At 31.5% G+C, this 20938-nt stretch carries 20 protein-coding genes; 10 read left to right on the top strand and 10 right to left on the bottom strand.

From position 1 onward, the window contains the following. Positions 1-306: 306 nt before the first annotated feature. Positions 307-990, top strand: a complete 684-nt coding sequence (locus ACFSR1_RS18155) for a cell division ATP-binding protein FtsE (RefSeq protein WP_378294434.1) — start codon at positions 307-309, stop codon at positions 988-990. Positions 991-1010: 20 nt separating this feature from the next. Further along, positions 1011-1991: a class I SAM-dependent methyltransferase gene (locus ACFSR1_RS18150; RefSeq protein ID WP_378294433.1), complete on the top strand. Its 981-nt coding sequence runs from the start codon at positions 1011-1013 to the stop codon at positions 1989-1991. 4 nt (positions 1992-1995) lie between these two features. Here ACFSR1_RS18150 and ACFSR1_RS18145 read toward each other — a convergent pair whose 3' ends face one another. Continuing rightward, on the bottom strand, positions 1996-2826 hold the full coding sequence (locus ACFSR1_RS18145) for a 2OG-Fe(II) oxygenase (RefSeq protein ID WP_378294432.1): 831 nt from the start codon (positions 2824-2826) through the stop codon (positions 1996-1998). A gap of 59 nt (positions 2827-2885) precedes the next feature. Here ACFSR1_RS18145 and ACFSR1_RS18140 point away from each other — a divergent pair, with 59 nt between their 5' ends. After that, positions 2886-3770 carry a glycosyltransferase family 2 protein gene (locus ACFSR1_RS18140; RefSeq protein WP_378294431.1) on the top strand — a complete coding sequence of 295 codons (885 nt, stop codon included), beginning with the start codon at positions 2886-2888 and terminating at the stop codon, positions 3768-3770. A gap of 4 nt (positions 3771-3774) precedes the next feature. Continuing rightward, the gene (locus ACFSR1_RS18135; protein ID WP_378294430.1) at positions 3775-4719 is read left to right on the top strand and encodes a glycosyltransferase family 2 protein; all 945 of its coding nucleotides are present in this window, start codon (positions 3775-3777) and stop codon (positions 4717-4719) included. On the opposite strand, the gene ACFSR1_RS18130 is transcribed toward ACFSR1_RS18135, so the two are convergent. After that, positions 4702-5097, bottom strand: a complete 396-nt coding sequence (locus ACFSR1_RS18130; protein ID WP_378294429.1) for a sugar 3,4-ketoisomerase — start codon at positions 5095-5097, stop codon at positions 4702-4704. The two genes, ACFSR1_RS18135 and ACFSR1_RS18130, sit on opposite strands and share 18 nt — an antisense overlap. A gap of 6 nt (positions 5098-5103) precedes the next feature. Further along, positions 5104-5949: a glycosyltransferase family A protein gene (locus ACFSR1_RS18125; protein ID WP_378294428.1), complete on the bottom strand. Its 846-nt coding sequence runs from the start codon at positions 5947-5949 to the stop codon at positions 5104-5106. Positions 5950-6038: 89 nt separating this feature from the next. Here ACFSR1_RS18125 and ACFSR1_RS18120 point away from each other — a divergent pair, with 89 nt between their 5' ends. Beyond that, positions 6039-6941 (top strand): glycosyltransferase family 2 protein, encoded by a 903-nt coding sequence (locus ACFSR1_RS18120; RefSeq protein WP_378294427.1) that lies wholly within the window; start codon positions 6039-6041, stop codon positions 6939-6941. Here the strand turns inward: ACFSR1_RS18120 and ACFSR1_RS18115 are convergent. The 6 genes from ACFSR1_RS18115 to typA all read right to left on the bottom strand — a co-directional run bounded on the left by ACFSR1_RS18115 (position 6922) and on the right by typA (position 15314). Next, positions 6922-8343 (bottom strand): ArnT family glycosyltransferase, encoded by a 1422-nt coding sequence (locus tag ACFSR1_RS18115; protein ID WP_378294426.1) that lies wholly within the window; start codon positions 8341-8343, stop codon positions 6922-6924. The two genes, ACFSR1_RS18120 and ACFSR1_RS18115, sit on opposite strands and share 20 nt — an antisense overlap. Before the next feature lie 83 nt (positions 8344-8426). Beyond that, positions 8427-9905 carry an oligosaccharide flippase family protein gene (locus ACFSR1_RS18110; RefSeq protein ID WP_378294425.1) on the bottom strand — a complete coding sequence of 493 codons (1479 nt, stop codon included), beginning with the start codon at positions 9903-9905 and terminating at the stop codon, positions 8427-8429. A 1-nt stretch (position 9906) separates the two neighbouring features. Next, positions 9907-10923, bottom strand: a complete 1017-nt coding sequence (locus tag ACFSR1_RS18105) for a hypothetical protein (protein WP_378294424.1) — start codon at positions 10921-10923, stop codon at positions 9907-9909. After that, entirely contained in the window at positions 10911-12020 is a 1110-nt protein-coding gene (locus ACFSR1_RS18100) for a DegT/DnrJ/EryC1/StrS family aminotransferase (protein WP_378294423.1), read from the bottom strand. The genes ACFSR1_RS18105 and ACFSR1_RS18100 overlap by 13 nt, the downstream gene beginning before the upstream one ends. Further along, positions 12017-12964: a GNAT family N-acetyltransferase gene (locus ACFSR1_RS18095; RefSeq protein WP_378294422.1), complete on the bottom strand. Its 948-nt coding sequence runs from the start codon at positions 12962-12964 to the stop codon at positions 12017-12019. Before ACFSR1_RS18095 ends, ACFSR1_RS18100 begins: the two co-directional genes overlap by 4 nt. Positions 12965-13514: 550 nt before the next feature. After that, positions 13515-15314, bottom strand: coding sequence for a translational GTPase TypA (gene typA / locus ACFSR1_RS18090; RefSeq protein ID WP_378294421.1), 1800 nt, complete (start codon positions 15312-15314; stop codon positions 13515-13517). 283 nt (positions 15315-15597) lie between these two features. Between typA and kdsA the strand changes: the two genes are divergently transcribed. Both kdsA and ACFSR1_RS18080 read left to right on the top strand, forming a co-directional pair. Then, the gene (gene kdsA / locus ACFSR1_RS18085; protein WP_378294420.1) at positions 15598-16416 is read left to right on the top strand and encodes a 3-deoxy-8-phosphooctulonate synthase; all 819 of its coding nucleotides are present in this window, start codon (positions 15598-15600) and stop codon (positions 16414-16416) included. A 321-nt stretch (positions 16417-16737) separates the two neighbouring features. Further along, positions 16738-18138, top strand: a complete 1401-nt coding sequence (locus tag ACFSR1_RS18080) for an insecticidal delta-endotoxin Cry8Ea1 family protein (protein ID WP_378294419.1) — start codon at positions 16738-16740, stop codon at positions 18136-18138. 27 nt (positions 18139-18165) lie between these two features. On the opposite strand, the gene ACFSR1_RS18075 is transcribed toward ACFSR1_RS18080, so the two are convergent. Further along, a complete protein-coding gene (locus tag ACFSR1_RS18075) occupies positions 18166-18528 on the bottom strand; it encodes a DUF1801 domain-containing protein (protein ID WP_378294418.1) in 363 nt (120 codons plus the stop codon). Between the two features lie 53 nt (positions 18529-18581). Here ACFSR1_RS18075 and ACFSR1_RS18070 point away from each other — a divergent pair, with 53 nt between their 5' ends. The 3 genes from ACFSR1_RS18070 to ACFSR1_RS18060 are packed head-to-tail and all read left to right on the top strand — an operon-like array spanning position 18582 to position 20842. After that, on the top strand, positions 18582-19853 hold the full coding sequence (locus ACFSR1_RS18070) for a PD-(D/E)XK nuclease domain-containing protein (protein ID WP_378294417.1): 1272 nt from the start codon (positions 18582-18584) through the stop codon (positions 19851-19853). Positions 19854-19912: 59 nt separating this feature from the next. Next, positions 19913-20518, top strand: a complete 606-nt coding sequence (locus ACFSR1_RS18065; protein ID WP_378294416.1) for a hypothetical protein — start codon at positions 19913-19915, stop codon at positions 20516-20518. Positions 20519-20548: 30 nt separating this feature from the next. Next, on the top strand, positions 20549-20842 hold the full coding sequence (locus ACFSR1_RS18060) for a winged helix-turn-helix domain-containing protein (RefSeq protein WP_378294415.1): 294 nt from the start codon (positions 20549-20551) through the stop codon (positions 20840-20842). Positions 20843-20938 lie beyond the last annotated feature (96 nt).

The raw sequence follows: 20938 nt of genomic DNA, 5'->3' as shown, positions 1-20938 counted from the left end.
ATAATCGAGCTTAAAAAAATTAAAGATAAAAACCGCCAATCCCAAAAAGAATAAAACAGGTAACTAACTATAAGAAGAAAAACATTTTGAATTTTAATGGAGCTGTTGAATACAAACCAATACAACACAAAAACGATTGGAAAAAATAACGCAAAATCAACAGTATTAAATTGCAAAATGTATGGTGATATGAATTCTTTGGAAAAATACTTAAAATCAACGTGGATAAAAAAACATTTTTAATAAATACATTGTAGCTTAAACTTTTTACTTTTACTAAAATTAATAAACTCAGAATTTCATACTATGTCGGATCCGGTTTTAAGCCTTAAAAACGCTTCAATTTACCAACGAGAAAATTTAATCCTGTCGGATGTTAACGTAGAAGTTAACAAAGGTGATTTTGTATACCTAATAGGAAAAACAGGTACCGGAAAAAGTAGTTTTATGAAAACGCTTTATGGCGACATTCCATTGATAGAAGGAGAAGGCAGCATTGTAGATTTTGATTTAGCTGTACTAAAGGAAAATCAAATTCCTTTTCTAAGAAGAAAACTAGGGATTGTATTTCAGGATTTTAAATTACTAAATGACAGAACGGTAAAGGATAATTTACTATTTGTTTTGAAGGCTACCGGTTGGACAGATCAAAAAGCAATGGACAGTAAGATTGAAGATGTATTGGATAAAGTAGGTATGAAAACAAAAGATTTTAAATTTCCGTATCAACTATCCGGTGGAGAACAGCAACGTATCGCCATTGCTAGAGCATTACTCAATGATCCAGAATTAATCCTGGCAGACGAACCTACCGGAAATCTGGACCCACAGACTTCTGTAGAGGTTATGGAAGTACTGCAAGACATTAACAAAAATGGCAACACCATCTTAATGGCTACTCACGATTACGCCTTACTACTTAAATACCCATCAAAAACATTGAAGTGCGAAGGCAATAAAGTTTTTGAAGTAGTACAACGAAAAGGGTAACATCTAAAATAGTAAAGATAATGCGTTTAATCACTCTTGATGATATTATAGAAACTTATACCAAGTTCAGACAACGTGGACTGCCATTTATTGTATCCAAACTTAATCTAAATAATACAAAAAGAACCAAAAGTGCTTTTAACGAGTTAAACAAGCAATCATCTAATTGGTGGAACATTCCTAAAGTTAGAAAAAGATGGAATACAATAATAACCGGAAACCCTAATACAGAACCAGAAGAATTTGTAATGAAACGTTTTTTTAGAGAAGACAAAAACCTAAAAATGCTTTCTCTAGGTAGTGGCTTGTGTACCCACGAACTTGCTTTTGCTACATATCATAATTTTGAAGAAATACTATGCATTGATATTAGCGACCGCCTACTCAAACAAGCAAGTATCAAAGCATCAGAAGAAAATCTAAAAAATATTTTCTTTAAAGTTAAAAATTTATATGATTATGAATTTCCGGAAAATTATTTTGATATTGTTTATTTTCACGCATCTCTACATCACTTCAAAGACATCGATCAACTTTTAAGAGAGCAATTAAAAAATACATTAAAAAACAATGGGAAATTAATTATTGATGAATTTGTTGGGCCTGATCGATTACAATTTCCTAAACATCAAATAACCAAAATAAACGAAGCTCTTCATTTAATTCCAAAACCTTATAGAAAAAGATTTAAATTGGATTTATACAAGAACAAAGTTTATGGTTCCGGTATTATTAGAATGATCCTTGCGGACCCTTCAGAATGTGTAGAATCTTCACAAATCACACCTTCAATTCATAACAATTACCAAATATTGTATGAAGCTTCATACGGTGGTAATATATTAGCAAATGTTCTTAAAGATTTAGCGCATCACTTTATGGAATTGGATGAGGAAAAAGAAAAAGTACTTAATCGGCTTTTTGAATTTGAAGATGAGTACTTAAAAAACAACCCTAGTGATTTTGTTTTTGGAGTATATCTAAACAAAAAAAATGAATAATCGTTTAAGAGTCATCTTTCTTATATACATGCGGGTTTTCTCGAATCCCTTTTTTGAATATTTTTCTCACTCCCATTCGTAAGAACGAATCCAGCTTTAGAATTTGATTTTTAAAATATTGGCCAGGTCTACCTCTAAATGTAGTCACATGAAAAGATTTCTTAGCATCTAAAGGCTCCGAAGAAAAATAATAATTAGAAACGCAGCAACGCACCCCTTCAACCCTAACCTTACTAACAGAATGCCACGAATTTTTATGAGTTGTCATCACCACCAACCTATTAAATTTCGAGTTTATTGATAAGGGTTCAGTTTTTAATCCTTTTGGCCATAATTCTAGATTTCCACCATTTTCAGGTATCCAATCCGGTGTCACATAATATAATAAATTAAGTACACGCCAAAGTTTTACATCTTTATCATGAGAATTATCTAAATGAGGATTTAAATAATTTCCTTTGCCCATCATAGAAATTCCACCCGCATACAGGTCTTCATCAGGTTTAACATTTCTATAACTGCATATCCTAGCTATAAGATCAACAATTCTCTTATCCTGAAAAGCGTAAATAACCTCCTCTAATAAAGGATGATACTTGTCCATTTGAGCAGCTACATATTTGTATTCTCTTATGCTCTTCTTAACCTTTGTGTCTTTTATCTCAGGAAACTTTTTAAAAATTTCTTCAGCCAATTCATTCGGTAGCAAGTCATCCAAATAAAAAAAACCAATACCTTCACGCGTATGATCAAAGTGACTCTTTAAAACTTCTTCATTATCTTTGAGTTTTAAAAAAATAAGATCGGCAATTTTATCTCTACTTGGGTGGTTCATCGATTCAATTACAAATTTGTCCTAAAAATAATTATAAACTTCTAGTAAAACATCCATAAATGTTATCAATTTTAATTCCTGTTTATAATTATGATGTAACTCCCCTAATACACGAACTCACTGATCAACTAAAAACATTAGATTGTGCTTATGAAATTATTATTCTTGATGATTGTTCGACAAAACCTGAATTGATCAATGCTAATCAACTAGAAGTGATCCCCAACTGTTCTTATATCATTCAATCCAACAATCTTGGAAGAACAGCTACCAGATTGAATTTAGCAAAGATGGCAAGATACGATTGGTTATTATTTCTAGATGCTGATGTAATACCGAAACGAAAAGATTTTATAAGAAATCTCCTAAAAAACATCAATGCTAATGTTGATATTATTTTTGGCGGTGTTGATTATCAATCCGATGAACCCAATGCGGACATAAAACTTAGATGGTTATATGGTAGAAAAAAAGAAATAAACAGTGTAGACAAAAGAAATAAAAACACCTATACTTCTATTATTTCTCAAAATTTTCTTATTCAGAAAAATATGTGTTTAGAAGTTTTAAAAGAGATTGATTTAAACAGATATGGATTAGATATTTATTTCTCTTATCGACTAGAACAAAGAGAAGCTAAGATTTTACATATTGACAACCCTACTATACATTTGGGACTTGAAAAAAATTCTTCCTTTGTAACAAAATCAATGCTTTCCATAGAAACAACCCTGTTCCTTCAAAAAGAATTAAAGATTCCTAAAAACTATAGACCTATACAAAGAGCTTATACGGTTCTCAAAAAAACCTGTACTTCTGGTTTGTTTTTTTTGTTGATTAAAAAATTTGAAAACCGTATTGTTACTAATATAAAATCAGATAGACCAAGCATATTTCTTTTTGATTTGTATCGTTTGTATTATTTTATCAAAATTCAAAAATAATTATATGCCTCTCTTTTCCATCATTATTCCTCTATATAATAAAGAAAAGCATATTGCTAATACTATACAGTCTGCACTTGATCAAATTTTTACTGATTATGAATTAATCATTATAAATGATGGTTCGACTGATGGTAGTGAGAAAATTGTGAAAAGATTTAATGATAATAGGATACACTATTTTTATACAGAGAACACTGGTGTTTCTAATACTCGAAACTTGGGGATAGAAAAATCAAACGGAAAACTTATAGCCTTTCTGGATGCGGATGATTTTTGGTATCCCAATCATCTTGAAATACTATCTAGATTATTCAAAAAATTTCCAAACGCTGGATTATACAGTACTTCTTATGAAAAAAGATTTAACCAGAAATCTGTTCTTGTAGCCAGCTTTAAAAATGTTAGTGCGACTAGTAAATCTTTTAAAATTCTTGATGATTTTTTCGAATCAAGCAGTATTGATTCTATTGCCTCTTCTTCTGTATCTGCTGTGCCCAAAAATGTACTTATATCATTAAACGGGTTTGACCCAAAGATAACACATGGAGAAGATACTGATTTATGGATTCGTATTGCGCTAAAACACAAAGTTGCTTTTGCCACTTACATTACTGCTGTTCATAATCTAGATGCCAGTAATAGATCCAAACAAGTACAAGTTGCAGAAAAAAAATTCTTAAACTTTTCTAAGTTTAAGAAGGAGGAGCTAACGAATCCATCATTAAAAAAATATCTTGACTCCAATAGACACTCAATTGCCTTGCAATACAGAGCGGCTGGAGATTTTGGTACTGCCAAAAAGTATTCTAACAACATCGATTATAAAAACCTTAGTTGGAAACATCGATTTCTAATTAGACAACCAAGAGTTATTTTAATAATCTTAAAAAAAATTCAAATCACGATTACCGATTTTTTTGGAATTCATTTATCTAGTTTTAAATAAGACAAATTTATCAAAGTCTCTGATATAATCATCTTCTTGATAAACTTCTGAAGCCAATACCAAACAAATCGCTCCAGATGAAAAATTTTCTAATTCTCGCCAAATTCCGGGCTTGATTAGAAGACCTTTATCCGGTTTATTTAAGGTTACTTTTTGTTGTTCTTTACCATCGTGTAAAATCACATCAAAACTGCCGCTTAACGGAATCAAAAACTGTGATAACTCAATGTGTGCATGTCCTCCTCGTGTAGCATCACTGGGCACATCATACAAATAATACACTCGTTTGGTAGTAAATGGAATCACATCATTCTCTATTACTGCAATATTTCCACGTAAATCTTTTATTTTAGGAATTTCTATGATCTCAATTTCCATATATCTTTAAATTTTATCACTAGCCTTTAGCTCCTTATACTTTTGGATCCCTTTGATACCTTGTAAAAACTTATGCGGGACTTCTCGTACAGATATATATTTTTTACGAACTAAAAAGAATATATATTTTACCAACCACAAATATGTAAAAAACCCGGTATACCTATATTTAACAGCACTTCGAGAAAAAATTATATCATCATTTCCTTGTAATTTTCCCGAAGTTTCTTTAGGATGAGAAACAATAACGATAGGTACATGAAAAATTTTGACCCCTTTATCATATGCTCCTCTTAAAAACACATACTCCTCGCCAGTATTGAAAATGGTATTCAGTCCAAAATACTCATTGTATAAGACATTAGCTTCTAGTATTTTCGTTCTTTTAAATGTTATTACCAATGTGTAAATTGATTGTAATGTTTTTTTAGAATGTAATCCCGTTTTTGGATACACCGTAAAAGGGTTTAGTTGTTCATCTACAGCTTCAAAAGAAATAAAACCCATGTCTGGATATTTTTGATGGCTCTCTATGATGATATTCTTGATGTTAGAAACGTATTTTGTATCGTCATCTGCCATTAAGCAAACATTTCCAATGGCATTTTTTAATGCAAGATTTCTGCTTTTCGTAGTACCTCGTTCGAAAGAGTTAATAACTCTTATATTCTGCAAAGAAGAAACCAAAATTTTATTACGATCTGTTTGATTAACAATAAGGATATTATAATTTTTATAATCATCCCTTTTTTCAAACATATCTTCAAGAAATTGTAAAGTAGTCCGAAACATTGTAGAAATCAATATCTCAAAATCAACAGATACCTCCTGATTATCTTTTGGTAAATTCATATGCAAATAAATAGCAATAATAAGTTTTAATTTTTGTTAAAACCATATTTTTTCTTTTATCTTGTTTTTAATAACTATTACTTAAAAAAATGCATAATTCTAAGTTAGTGTCCGTAATATGCCTTTGTTACAATCACGAAAGATACATTGAAGAATGCTTAGATTCTGTTATTAATCAAACCCATTCCAATATAGAAATAATTATCGTTGATGATTTTAGCTCAGATAATTCGGCAAGAGTTATTCATAACTGGATTAAAAAGAATCCTAATGTTATTTTCATTGAGAATAAACAAAATTTAGGCAACACATATTCTTTTAATCAAGCCTTAAAAAAAGCAAAAGGAACCTACATCATCGATTTAGCGACAGATGATGTTTTGTTACCGAATTTTATTGAGACACACTTAAACAATTTTTATATCAAAAAAACTTCAAATCCGGGTATTTCTTTTTGTAATGTAGAATTAATTGATGAAGATAGTAATCACATCGGATATCATTTTGAAATAAATACAAAAAGAGAAGCTATAAAAAAACCAAAGGAAGGAGATTTGTTTGCATCTTTATTGGATTCTTATTATATCAACCCGGTGGGAATGATGACAAAAAAAGCAGTCATGGATCAATTATGTGGTTACGATGAATCATTAGCGTATGAGGATTTTGATTTTTGGATTAGATCTTCCAGAAACTTTGATTATATATATCTTGATTCGGTTGCTATAAAAAAACGAGTTCTAAAAAACTCACTTAGTTCGTCATTCAAGTATGGAGGAAAACAACAAAGAAACATGGATTATTCAACCTATTTGGTTTGTAAGAAAGCTTTTAATCTAGTAAAGACGGATGTTGAAAAAAAGGCTTTATCAAACAGAATAATTCATGAATTAAAACTAGTTACAAAAAACTTTAATTTTCCTTTATCCTTTAAATATTGTTTTCTGTATTTCAAAACTAAATTTTTAAAGTTTACTTCGGTTTCAATCTAAACAATCGATAATTCTCTAAGGATAATTCCAACTCATCATACTTTTTAGATATGTTATTCAAAACAATGTCATCCTGCGTTAAGAAATAACTATGAACTTTTTGGATATCAGCATCCAGACTAATATTGGCATATCTGGCAAAATATCCGTGTAAAGGCCACTGATTATAAAGATTAGGAGAAATACTTATTGTAGAGTTTACAGGCACAACTTTTATAATTTCCTGCACATCCTTAACTATATTAATATCGCTATTAATCGCTCCAAAATTTTTATTTATTTGAAATATAGCAAGGATCAAGGCACAAGTGCTAGCTAGCAGTATACCATTAAAAAGTTTCTTTTTTGTATTCACATACTCCATCATTTTTAAAAATGAAGGTTCCATCATTGAAGCTAATCCAATTGAAAAGATTGGATACACAGTAATAATGTAGATATAACTTTGCTTAAGACTAATCATAATAGGAAATACTCCAAAAAAAGATACCACTAAAAAGGGAAGAGATTTTCGTATTTGTTTTCTGGAAAAATGAATTTTTGAAACGAATAGTCTTACAAATAGCAGTAACGAAACAAAGACAATTATTGGCTCACGAATTGCAACAATAAAAGATTTTATTATGTGAAAACGACTATCTACAGTAATCTCATTGTTCAAACTATTTATTATCTGAATTTCTACATATTTGGTGAGACTATCAGCTGCTTCACTAGATAAAAGATATAATAAAAGTATGGGCAAAATTGTAACACTTACCAAAACTATCGTATCTCTTACAATGTCTTTAAACTTTAAATCATTTTTAAAAACTCCAATCCAAAAAGGAAAAACCCAACAATAAAGACAAGTCAATCCTTTGCTTAGAACCCCTGCAGATAATACCAAACCTGATAATATTATAAAAAAGTAACGATGTTTTTTCTGGCTTTTTAGATAGAATACTATCGATAGACAGACAAACAACATCATTGTATTTTCTAAAACATTGTTAGATACAGCCCATCTTACAGCATAAATTGAAAACCACAATAAAATAGGAACCCAAGAAGTACTTTTATCATTCCCAATTTCTTTCCAAATTGCTACAATACATAAAAGAACCAACATATGAATCCCTAGTCCATAAAAACGCTCTACAAAAATACTATCTCCGAAAATATTAAAAAAAATGCTCTGCAATCCTAGTGCGAGTGGAGGATGCCCGTGAAATTGGGGAGCAATTGTTTCTGTAAAATGAGGATACCAAAATGTGCCTATATTATTTGATAGATTTTTAGAAATAGTAGCATAAATAGATCCATCCATAAACATGCCCTGAGAGAACAAATTATCCGCAATAATGATAAGAAGTAACAATATTACAAGGGTATGGAAAACTAAATATTTTCTATTACTCATATGAGATGAAATTTTGTAAATAATACCACTCGCCCTAATTCAAAAAAGATAATAAACAAAACATTACTAATTTTATTAACTAATTACAGCTTACTTCGCACAAAATCAAAAAAATTAATTCTTTTATTTAACAAATAACCTGAATATAAGATGGAAATAGCAAAAATTACCAAAGAACCCCAATGCGAATATGAAAAATTGGGGTCTAATTTAAGAAAACACCCTAACCCTCCAAGAATAAAAGAAACAATAACAGTTCTGGCTGAAGATATCATATTAAATTTATATTGTTTATGTATATAAAAATATACAATAACTCCATATATCAAATAATTTAACCCTAAAGCAGCACCGATACCTAATAACCCATAATGCTCATAAAATACAACCGTAACTACAACATTTAAAAAATCTCCTAAAACTTCTGAGAAAAAATAATATTTCCGATCGCCTTTTGCTAGCAATACAAAGCCCAAGGGCCATATAACTGCCCTAATCAACACTGACAGCAATCCTATTTTAAGTATCTCCACAACTTGCAAAAGATCTTTAGTATATAAAATTTGAATTAGCCATTCATCAAGCCAGTAAAAAAGAAGAATTGCCGGTGTAACAATCAAAACGGCGATTTCTATCTGATTATTAACAAATTTTCTCAATGCGTTATGGTCTTCCTTAATAGCAGTTAAACGCGGATAAAAATCAATAGTCATTGTGGAGAAAATAATACCCAAATAGGAAATTAGAATAATAATACCCGCCTCATAATACCCTAAAACTGATGAGTCTTCTGTAGTATTTAAATAAACTTTTATTACATAAGAGCATAATTTTCCAAGTATTACATTTATCGATAATAATAAGCCTAAGGATAATAAAGGTTTCATTTTTTTCCATAAAACCTTTCTCTCCATTTTGAATGTACCCGTGGTAAAAGTTCTTGTATAATACCAACTGATCATCCATTTAATAAAACTACCAAGTACGATAACGGGAACTATTCCATTTATCCCTAACAAAAAGTATAGTAGTACGGTGATTAGAGCAATAAATGCACTAGATATCATATTAACTATTACAATTTTGCGCATTAACCTATATCCCTGTAAGATTGATTCTCTATAGGTTATCATATTAACTATAATATAATAACCAGAGAGCCCTATAAACCAAATGTAATTATTAGAAGATTCAAACGTCCACTTACTCAGGACACCACTAAGAATAATACTTAATACTGCTCCAAAAAGTCCCGTATAGAACGCTATTTTTCTAATAACATATAAGGTTTCAATCTTATCATGATTATCATTAGAATCTATCGAAGAAATTTCGCGAACAGCAACAAGATTTAATCCAAAACTAGAAATTGATCTAATTATTTCTAATGTATTTTTAATTAAACCCAGAACTCCTAATCCTGATGCCCCTAAAAAAATAGCTGTAAATTTTACAGTAAGGACATTTAACAGCATATTAAAAACATGAGTAGAACCAAAAAGCGTTAAGGTTTTCAGGATAGTTTTATGAGAGGTATCTATCTTTTCTTTGGATGAATTCATATTAATCAATTTTACACCCAAAAGAAGTATAGTGTTCTTTAAAATTATTACTCCAAGTTTGCCATTTGGTAAACGAAACATCGGAGCTAGACAAAACACTTTTTATTTGTGAAGGCTGAATATCTTTTGTTAAATCTCTAGAAACGTCAAACACACCATTATACCAGGCCTCATTAAGAATTTTATTAAAGGTAAACATATCAAAAACATCAGTATGAGTAGACTGCTCATAGTTATTGTTGGTGGCTGAAGAAACAAAACCTGTTTTTAACATTTCTGAAGGAGTATTGGCAAAGGTAACTTTTTTATGTTCTTTTTTAATATACTTCAGCGCATTATAAATTTGCAACCTTTCGTCAACAATACTTTGATGATTATCCCAAAGAGAAAGAAAATAATCTCTTTTAAAAACCGCTCCTGCAACTGCATAAATAGTATAGTAAGGAAGATGCTTTTCAAAATTTGGGGTTTTTAAAAGTTTCAAGATTTTTCTAAAATACCTATTATTAAACCCATAAAAAACCATGTTATATACCCAGGGCTGTTTAGAAAACAATTTTGGTTCATAAAAACAAACTCCATTCTTCTGCTCAATAAACTCAGTAGAAACTAAATCAGGATTCCCCAACCAAAACAACTTCAAAAACAAAGTAGACTCTGATACTAGCAAGTTACTCAATTCAGAAATATCCATAGGTTTCACAAACCAATTATCGTCTTCTAGTAAAAAGAAATATTCAGATGATTTTTTTACCTCTTCAACCCAAAAATCAATAGGAATATTCCATTTATAAGGTTTAATACCTCCTTCACAAAAAGCTGATTTTTCCTGATAATTAGAAGAAAATGCTATATCAATTTCAGGATGTTTTTGTTCTAAATAATCCAGATATTTTTTAGGAGTACCATCATCTAGTACTTTTATATTAACCGTAGAGTTTTTTAGATATTTTTTAATACTCTGTATGCATCTATCCAGATAATAAGGACGATTAAATGATTTTATCAGGATGTCCATTGGTTAATCTTTTGAATTACATATTGAATCTCGTCTGCAGTTAGACCTGGAAACATAGGTAAAGAAACTACCTCTTCACTTATTCTTTCGGTAATTTTAAACCGATTTTTTTGATTCACCAGAGACGCTTGCTGTTGATGGGGTGCAATAGGGTAATGCAACAAATATCCGATATGATTTCTCTCCAAATACTTGCAAAACTTTTCACGCTGCTGAACTCTTACAACAAAAAGATGAAAAACATGATTACAGGTCCCATCCCAAAAAGGAGGTCTAACTAGATCATTATGAATACCATCAATATATGCGCTTGCTATTTGTCTTCTTAATGCATTGGCCTTATCCAAATCTGTCAATTTCTCACTTAAAAAAGCTGCTTGTAATTCATCAAGTCTGGAATTATAACCAATAAGTTGGTGTTCATATTTATTGACTTTTCCATAATTTCTTAATTTTTGAATAAGTATAGCTAGAGCGTTATCATTTGTAGTAACAGCTCCGCCGTCACCAAGGCAGCCTAGGTTTTTGGTAGGATAAAAGCTGAATATTGTTGCATCTACCAAGTTTCCCGCTTTTTTACCTACATGATCTATGGCACCGTGAGCTTGAGCAGCATCATCAATTAAAATTAAATTATTTCGAGATGTTATTTGCTTGATTTTTTCCACATTTGCTAACTGCCCATAAAGATGGGTTACAACCACAGCTTTAACATCTGTTGTCAGTGCTTCAGAAATTGTATTTGGGCAAATTGTAAACGTTTTTTCGTCTGGTTCCACTAACACAGGCTCTAGTCCTGCATGCTTTATAGATAAGATTGTTGCTATAAAAGTATTGGCCGCCACAATTACTTTATCTCCTTCTTTTAGTTTACCCAGCTCTATATATCCCTTAAGTACTAATGTAAGTGCATCTAATCCGTTTCCGGTTCCTATGCAATACTTAGCACCACAATACTGTGCAAAAGCATTTTCAAAAGATTCTACATTTTGTCCTAATATATACTGTCCTGAATGTAAAACATCACCAAAAGCCTCTTCCAACTGTTTTTTATAAGGAGCATTAATGCGCTTTAGATCTAGAAATGGAACTTTCATAAATCACTTAATTTTAAATTCAACTTATAAAAATCCTGTGTATAAATTTCACAACCTAATTCTTCTTTTTGCTTCAGTAATCCAAAATTACTCTCAGTTACTGTACCCATATCAAAGAATTTATATCCCTCTTTTCTATATTTATTAATTAGGCATATAAAAAGAAAATCAAGTGCTCTATGTTTTTCTCCTTTATTAGTAACAGCACCGTATTGAGATTTTACAACCTCTTTAGTTTTAAAAACAGTGATTCCTGCTAAAATTTCATTATCCAAACGAATAACAAATTGTTCTATACTTTCGGAAAAATTCTTTTTAAGTGTATGTATCTCTTCTAGCGTGTGCACTGGTTTCGTATCATGTTTTTCTTCTAATCTCGGAATTAACACCTCATTCCAGAATTCAGAAAAATCGTCCACTTCCTCTACGACAAAACCTATGTTTTTTCTTTTTTCGTAATGCTTCAATTTACTTTTATGAATAGAAGTAGGCAAACTATAATCTATCGCTAAATTGAGGTCTCGACGATAAAGTTCTGCGCCATATTCTGATAAGAAAAAAACAAGTTCATTAGATGGTTTTTGATGATAAAAAACCGGAATAGACTTAATGTATAAATCACCGATTTGGTGAGAACGGAGAAACTCCATAATCGCAGAAAGCACATTTCTTATCTTCTCTCCACCGATACTCTTCTTTAATATCAAGCCCCCATAGGTTAATCCTTGATGAGAGTGTATTTCTGTATTCTTAATATTTGCCGGAAAAACCGCTACTAATTTCGCTTGATTATAGACCAATAGAGAAAAATCCTCGAATCTATCCGAATGATATTCCATAAAGTCTCTATGAAAAAGGAATGTTCCGTTTTTGGAATCATCTATAAAACTATTCCATATAGAGCAATCATCCTTATGATATTTCTTAATCGTATACGTTGGCAAAATACTAATTTATGAAAGTGAAAATAGCTAATTTGTTTGAGTATATGGAATATAAACCTTACTTTTAATTTTTGAGATATGGGTTACGCCCATTTTCTAAAAAAAAAAAGGTAATAAAAATTTATACCTGCAATTGCTGTGTTAGTAACGATTATTGGTAACAACCAATTGAGTAGCACCCCATAAATTACAAAAGCCATACACCCCACAATATTTATTAGACGAAGTTTTTGATGTCACGCATTAGAAAGGATACAAGCACCATAAATGATGCGAAATACCCCAATAGTTCTATTATAAAATTTTGATCAGAAAGCACAAATAAATGTATTTTGTCGATAAAAAATGTTTTTTACCGATATTTTAAAAGATTTTACAAGTTTTCAATAGGTTTGAGTAATTACATTTGCCCAAGGTAAAAAACACTAAGAATAAACAATTTACCCCTCAAAAACGAATTGATCCCAAAACCATAATTACCCCAAAAATTTGACAAAAAAATCCCGAGTTTCCTCGGGGTTTTTTATTTGTATATAAATCAAAAATTAGATTATACGATCTTATTTCTTTTACGTTCTACTTCTGTTAAGAATACTTTTCTTAATCGTAAATGATTAGGAGTTACCTCTACATACTCATCTTTCTGAATATATTCTAAAGCTTCTTCTAAAGAAAATTTAATTGCAGGAACGATCTTTGCTTTATCATCTGCACCGGATGAACGTACATTACTCAACTTCTTTGTCTTCGTAATATTCACAACCATATCATCTCCACGAGAATTCTCTCCGATCACCTGTCCTTCATAAATATCCTCTCCCGGATCTACAAAAAACTTACCTCTATCTTGTAATTTATCTATTGAGTATGGTATTGCAGAACCTTTCTCCATAGAAACTAATGAACCATTAATACGACCAGGAATATCTCCTTTAAGCGGTTGATATTCTTTAAAACGGTGTGCCATAATCGCCTCACCGGCGGTTGCAGTTAGTAATTGGTTACGTAATCCAATAATACCTCTAGATGGAACTAAAAATTCACAGACCATACGATCGCCTTTAGCTTCCATGCTTAGCATTTCTCCTTTACGCATAGTTACCATTTCTACAGCCTTACCAGATACATTTTCTGGTAAATCGATCGTCAATTCTTCAATCGGCTCACACTTAACACCATCAATTTCTTTAATGATTACCTGTGGTTGTCCGATCTGTAATTCATATCCTTCACGACGCATTGTTTCGATCAGAACAGATAAGTGAAGTACACCTCTACCAAATACTAAGAATTTATCAGCACTATCTGTCTCATTAACTCTAAGTGCTAAGTTTTTCTCTAATTCTTTCTCTAACCTTTCCTTAATATGCCTTGAAGTAACAAACTTTCCGTCCTTACCAAAAAACGGAGAATCGTTAATAGTAAATAACATACTCATTGTAGGCTCATCAATTGCAATTGTCTTTAATCCTTCTGGATTTTCGATATCAGCAACGGTATCTCCAATTTCGAACCCTTCTAAACCTACTAAAGCACAAATATCTCCAGCTTCTACTTTATCTACTTTCATTCTTCCCAAACCTTCGAAAGTATGAAGCTCTTTAATCTTGGATTTCTTGATGGTTCCATCACGTTTCACTAATGAAACCTGCATTCCTTCAGTCAATGTTCCTCTTTGTAAACGACCAATTGCGATACGCCCGGTAAACGAAGAGAAATCTAAAGATGTAATTAACATCTGTAAAGTTCCTTCTTCAACTTTAGGAGAAGGAATATGTTCCATCACCATATCTAATAATGGTTCTATATTATCCGTTTCTTTCTGCCAGTCGTCACTCATCCAGTTGTTCTTAGCAGAACCATATACTGTAGGGAAATCTAACTGCCACTCCTCTGCTCCTAATTCGAACATTAAGTCAAAAACTTTTTCGTGCACCTCATCTGGAGTACAGTTTTCTTTATCCACTTTATTTACAACTACACAAGGCTTTAAACCAAGATCAATTGCTTTTTGTAGTACAAAACGTGTTTGCGGCATCGGCCCTTCAAAAGCATCAACCAACAATAACACTCCATCAGCCATATTCAATACACGCTCCACTTCTCCTCCGAAATCGGCGTGACCTGGTGTATCAATTATGTTGATTTTTGTTCCTTTATAAGTAACAGAAACATTCTTAGAGGTAATTGTGATTCCTCTTTCGCGCTCTAGATCGTTATTATCCAAAATCAAGTCTCCTGTATTTTCGTTTTCACGAAACAATTGACAGTGATACATAATTTTGTCTACCAAGGTAGTTTTACCGTGATCTACGTGAGCAATAATAGCAATGTTTTTTATAGCAGTCATATACGCCTGAATTTAAGGCTGCAAATGTACGTTATATTTTAATAGGTTGTATGTTAAATTAAAAATATTAAAAAACCCTCAAAATCAGACACTTAAAACCCTCTTTTGAAGCTATGTATATTTTTAAGTATCATACTGGATAAATAAGATTATTTGCCTATAATCCAAGCTAATGAAAAAGCCTACACAACACTATACATTACATTGATAACTAAACTTCTTGGTGGATAATCTTTTCATTCAATTATTAAAACAAGTATCTTTGCGTTCTTAAAATATCAATATGGAACTTTCTAAGATCAAAAACTTAAAGAATCTTGATGCTAATAATTTTTTCCTACTAGCCGGACCGTGCGCGATTGAAGGAGAAGAAATGGCATTGCGAATTGCTGAAAAGGTGGTAGAAATCACATCTAAGCTTAAAATTCCATATGTATTTAAAGGTTCTTTCAAGAAAGCAAATCGTAGCCGTATTGATAGTTTCACCGGCATTGGAAATGAAAAGGCATTAAAGATTTTACGTAAAGTTGGAGAAACTTTTGAAGTTCCTACCGTAACAGATATTCACGAGAATGATGATGCTGCAATGGCGGCAGAGTATGTAGACATTTTACAAATTCCTGCATTTTTAGTTAGACAAACAGACTTGGTCGTAGCCGCTGCGAAAACCGGAAAAACCGTTAACTTAAAAAAAGGACAATTTATGAGTCCTGAAGCAATGCAACATGCTGTTAGAAAAGTAAAAGATAGCGGTAGTGACTTAGCGATGATCACAGACAGAGGAACGATGTTTGGATACCAGGATATGATTGTAGATTTTAGAGGAATACCTACTATGCGAGAATATGCTACAACAGTTCTTGATGTAACACATTCATTGCAACAACCTAATCAGTCTAGTGGTGTAACCGGTGGCAGACCAGACATGATAGAGACGATTGCACGAGCAGGTGTGGTTACCGGAGTAGATGGACTCTTTATGGAAACACATTTTGATCCTGCTAATGCAAAAAGTGACGGAGCGAATATGCTAGACCTTCAATATTTAGAAAAACTATTAAGTAATTTGGTTGCTATCAGACAGACTATAAACACCTTATAGTTCCTTCTCCCTGAATTACCCAATTCTGCCTACATTAGTTATTTAAAATCGATTGATATTTAACACTCCTGTTAAATACCTCGTTAGTATTTTACATAGAATTCATCCCAAAGGATGATAATTTATAGACATTAGTTCTCAACTAATGTTAGAAAAATCGATTTCCACTTTCAATCTTTACGTGTTGATAAATTCAAAAATCAAACAAATCATTTAATTCGGATAATCAACAGATTAGCTATAAAATTAATGTATATTTATAGTAAGCAACAATGTTGTAACATTTCATTTTCAAGGTAATTTTTAGCAAAAAACAACACCATGTCCAGCAAAGTTCATATCGTATTTAATACTATAAGTGATAAAGATAATCTCGAAGGTTATATTAACGAGAAAATATGCAAAACCGTGCATTTTAAAACAACCGCTTTTTCTAACATCGATGATCAAATCAGAGCCTCAAAAATCAAAGAGATTGCACAAACACTCTCTTCTGAACGCAGAACAAGCTCAGAACCAAAGGTTGCCACTACAGAAAATATTCCAAACGGACTGGAGATACAACAAAAACTAAAACAACAGATTGATTGCTTTCTTCAAGAAACTGATGCAATCTTACCATTGGGTATAGGTGAAGAAATAATACCGAATGGCCAAACCGCTTCTTACTTGGTAGAAGATTGGAAAAACTACAAAAAAGGAACTCCTTTTGTAAAGCGAGTGACTAATAAATCTACTCTCTACTTTTTTAGACCAGATTTGATTATTGAAAATGGGGAACTAAAAGATATTTCTGTAGCGGATATTGAAATGCCATCAGATTTAATAAACTTATCTCTTTTATCAGGACAAACTTACGCACAAGATGTAGATTGGACCAAAGGAGTGAAAGTTTTGCTTGATTCACTTAATGGAGCAGCTCCTCCTCCATTGAATATATTAGGAGCAGCCTTGCTTGCAATGGTATGGCCAAATGGTGGTGATACCGATTGGGAAGTAATTTATGATAATATCCGTAAAATTATCATTGAAGAGTTAGATAAAAAAACGCTTACAGACACGTATGCAGAACTTAGCGGAGTATTGGATTATATTTCGAGCGAGTATAGGCATCTTGCTGACGATCCTAAGACACCTAAAGAAACTCTACAATCCAAACTAGAATTCTATAATCATACATTGTATACTAAAATCCTGTCTATTTTTCAGGATACACGTTATGCAAATGCGGCATTAGGAAACTTCTTAATTGCGGCAAGTACGCATATTGCTTTATTCCAAGAGAGAGCACTACAAGATCCTAATCATCTCACAGACCCTTCTAATTCTCCTTATGCGAAAACATTATCCCAAAAAGCTAAGGAATATGCCAATCATGTTGACGCCGTGATCCCTAAACTTGTGGAGTCCAGAGCTAAGGAGATTGGTGGACTAAAGGTTAAAAAAGATTGCACTGTATCCAGTATTGGGGATTTAATTTGTTCTTATAGTTATTATTATGCTGACAAAAAAACCGGCAAAAACTCTAAGGACATAGGTAGAGAAGGTGGAGAAAAAGCGCTAGAAAAAAAATGCAAAAGCAAAGCCGAAAAACACAGAAAAGATTACATAAAACAGGTTAAAGACGGTACCAATAAAAAACTACAAGAAACTGCCGGAGAGGTAGCTAAAAAATGGAGAACCTTAGCAGAGAATCCAATCCCAACAATTGAAGCTATTTAATTATGCTTTAGATAAATAAATAAACAATTAATTAGTTATAAACTTTTCGTTTCTGTAAGTATACGCTTGATTTAGAATTGATACAACAATGTTTTCCTCAATTTCTTCTGGCTTATGATATCGTAAAGATTTTACATATTTTCTTTTGTCTGCCTCTAATTTATCCAAATGATCTGTAAAATACTGAGCTCCCCAAAAACCAACATCTACATACCCTTTTGTTACATTTAGATAACAAATAGGGCTTTTGCCTACATAATAAAAAGGTACTCTCCATTTAAACAACAACTCAACTTCTGGTAGTGTAGCTTCAATAATTACTTGTAAATGAAGTAACATAGACTTAAACGGTTCTGGTTGTTTTAGAATATACTCCTCTGCTGGTTTCATCAGAATCTTTTTGTAAAATTAAAGTAACTTAGATCAAATAGAAAATTGAAATGATGAATAAACAAAAAAATACAATATTAATAAACAGTCTAAATGTAAGATTAAGACGAATAAAACTTCTCGGTGATTTGTTAAAAACATCCAACGATAAAATTAATGTGCTTAATTTTTATAAGGAGGTTTCATTCTTTTATCATTATTTATGGGAAAATCCCGAAACCCGATCGATACTTGGTAAATTGTTTAACTTTCATCACGATTTGGACAAAAATTCCGATTTTATAAATTTCAAAAATAATAGCAAAAATATTATAAAGTCAATTGTAGACACCCTTCTTTCTGAATCGAAATCAAAATTGGCTAATTTACCAGTAAAGAACTTTCGCGGAACGAATGAAATTTCAGCAATTCAGTGCTTAAATAAATTAAGGAATGAAGAATTTCTAGGAAATAGTTCACTTAAATCAACTTTTGATGATGTATTTATTTCATTAAGGGATATAATTGGAAAAATAGAGCCAAACCTTAATTCCCAGCTTCACCAAAAGCTTAACAGTTTTTGTTCAAATTTAACGGAGATTGATTTTTATTTAACTTATAAATATGAATATCACTATGGAGATTCTATGAGAAAGTTGAAGGACATTTATGAAATATTTTGTCCAAACTATAGAAATACATCAGCTACGGATTACTTAGGTTACAATATTTTATTCGAAAACAAATTTTTAAATTCTCAAAATAAAGTCTTCGAGACTATCAATGATTGTGATAAGATTCTAACTCATATTCAGGATAAATTAGAAACGACAGAATCTATCGAAATGGTGCTTCAAAGGTTTGCTAATTACATGACACTTTATTATGATTTTGAAATAAAAAACAAAAGTAAAGCTGAAAAACATTTTCAAAGGAGATTTGAAGAGTTTGTATTCCTTTCTGGCTATTATCCAATATCTGAAGCTCAAATTAATAACGGAAGAATTGATAATCTAATACTAACTGAAAAAAATTCTTTCCTCTGCGAATTAAAGCAGTTAAACTTAGGCAGTACAAAAAGTACAGATGAAAGTTTTCTAAGAAAAATACAATCCGCTAAAATTCAATCGCAGGTGTACCAAGAGAGATTAGTTGAGATAAATAGTTTTTCAAAATATGTCTACATTATAATTTTCACAGATAGAAGAACGAAAATTATCAACAAGAGTAATGTCATAGTAAAAGATGATATCAATTTCGTCTTTAAATTTATACATATACACAAAGAAACACCATCAACTATTCACTCTGAAATTAAAATTGATCTAATAGACTTATTTAAATAATCCAAAACTTGCACAATTCAATATTTTGATTTTACTTTGTATTTCAAAGTACTTTTAATATGAGCACAGAAGATTATTTAAAAGATATCACAGAGATTAAGGATATGATGAATAAATCATCTCGTTTTTTCTCTCTAAGCGGTTTATCAGGAATCCTAGCCGGAATCTATGCAATCATTGGCGCAGCAATTGCCTATTACTTAGTAAGTATAAGCGGAAGGGAATACCTAATTCTGGATGGAAAAATATTTAATTACATCTTAATTGATTTGGCTGCTATTGCATTTTTAAGCATAATAACTGCAGCAATTCTGAGTAGCAGAAAAGCTAGAAAAAATAATGAAACTTTATGGAACGGTGCTTCTAAAAGATTACTAACTGCCTTTTTGGTACCGTTGGTTACCGGTGGAATCTATATTATGATTAAAATCTTTAGCAATCATTATGGATTAACAGGCTCGTTGATGCTTATCTTTTATGGGTTAGCATTAGTAAATGCCTCTAAATATACTATTGGCAACGTAAAATATTTGGGATATGTAGAAATTATATTAGGTTTGATCTGTGCCATATATCCAGGCTTTGGGTTTTGGTTTTGGGTGCTTGGATTTGGGGTGATGCATATCATATATGGTAGTTTAATCTATTTCAAACATGATAGATAAAAAGGATTTCCAATTTTGTGGAAATAAAAGATGAAAAATATAATAGACGACATAAACAAAGCATTTGATCATCGGATTCGATTAGGAATTATGTCGATTCTGATGGTTAATGAATATGCCGATTTTAAAATGTTAAAAGAATTGCTTGGTGCAACCGATGGCAACTTAGCGAGTCATACCAAAGCTTTGGAAAAAGAGGAATATATTTTAGTCGAAAAATCATTTATCGGAAGAAAACCTAATACACGCTATAGCGCCACTAAAAAAGGTCGCGAAGCATTTAAAAAACATGTAGAGGCTATTGAAAAATTATTAAAACAGTAAAACACACCCAAGAAATACTAATGCGGTAAACCGCATCGTATTTCTATCCCTCTCTAGAGGGAGTCAACAAACCTATTTTTTTTATTAATTTACTTT

The organism is Aquimarina rubra (assembly GCF_042684305.1).
GTDB classification, from domain to species: Bacteria; Bacteroidota; Bacteroidia; order Flavobacteriales; family Flavobacteriaceae; genus Aquimarina; species Aquimarina rubra.
Note: the sequence above shows the minus strand (reverse complement) of the source record. Positions and strands in the feature narration are given on the sequence as shown.